Below are 1,020 nucleotides of genomic sequence, written 5' to 3'. Positions count from 1 at the left end.
ACGACGTCATGCGAGATGGACGAGGGACCGGGGGGCTCGGAGATGGGTATATGAGCCAGGGGTGGAGCTGGAAGCCGGCGACGACCTCGTCGCCGGCTTCCAGCTCCACCCGCAGCAGGCGGCCGTCGACCGGAGCCGCCACCACATAGGGCTGGCGCACCCGGGTGCGTCCCTCCTCGTCGATGGTCATCACCATGGGGCCGAGCCGCACCGGGCCGGTGTCCACCGGCGTGGGCCCGGGCCAGAAGGCGTAGACCAGCAGCACCGCCACCGCCAGGGCGGGGCCAAGGGTGAACCAGCGACGGGACTGGGGTCGAGCCATGGATTACTCCCGGGTCTTGAGGGCGGATACCAGATCCAGCCGGTTGATGTCGCGCCGCACCAGGGCGCCGGACAACACCGCCGCCGCCAGCACCGCCAGGGCCGCCACGCCGTGGCCGGCGGGCTCGAAGGCCACCGGCACCTGGTACAGATCGGTGCTGAAGCCCGCCGCCACCGCCAGGGAAAAGCCGTAGCCCAACAGGCTGCCCAGGGGCAGCGCCAGCAGGATCAGCAGCCCCAGCTCGCCGAGCAGCACAAAGCTCACCTCGGCGCGGGTCAGCCCCAGCACCCGCAGGCTGGCCAGGTCCCGCGCCCGCTCGGAGAAGGCGATGCGCGCGCTGTTGTAGACGATGCCGAAGGTGATCACGGCGGCGATGGCCGCCATCACGTAGCGGGTGGCGCCGGCGCCGCTGTCCATCACCCGGCGGAAGGCATCCCGCCGCTCCGTGCGCAGGCTCACCCCCGCCACCACCGGCATCTCCTTCCACTCCCGGTAGAGCCGCTCGCCGGCGGCGGCGTCGATGCGCAGGTGGGCGCCGGACGCCCGCGGTCCCTCCTTCAGCAACCGGTTGAGCCCGCCGAGTTCGATAAAGGCCGGCGCCCCCAGCAGGGTATCGGCCAGCCCCACCACCGGGATCTCCAGCACCGGCCGGCGGCCCTCGCGCACCGCCACCCGGAGCCGGTCGCCCGGGGCCAGGG

2 protein-coding genes are annotated in these 1,020 nt (G+C 73.0%); both read right to left on the bottom strand.

What is annotated here, in order from left to right; translation table 11 throughout:
- Window positions 1-322, bottom strand: a 322-nt coding sequence (locus CGX12_RS19295; protein WP_217898217.1) for an HlyD family secretion protein, incomplete at its 3' end; no start/stop codon positions are given.
- Window positions 323-325: 3 nt separating this feature from the next.
- A partial coding sequence (locus tag CGX12_RS19290; protein ID WP_142995726.1) for an ABC transporter permease occupies window positions 326-1,020 on the bottom strand: 695 nt, incomplete at its 5' end.

Origin of the sequence: Zobellella denitrificans, assembly GCF_002237365.1 — a bacterium.
Taxonomy (GTDB): domain Bacteria; phylum Pseudomonadota; class Gammaproteobacteria; order Enterobacterales; family Aeromonadaceae; genus Oceanimonas; species Oceanimonas denitrificans.
The sequence above is the reverse complement of the archived record's forward strand: the minus strand, read 5'-3'. Positions and strand labels throughout refer to the sequence as shown.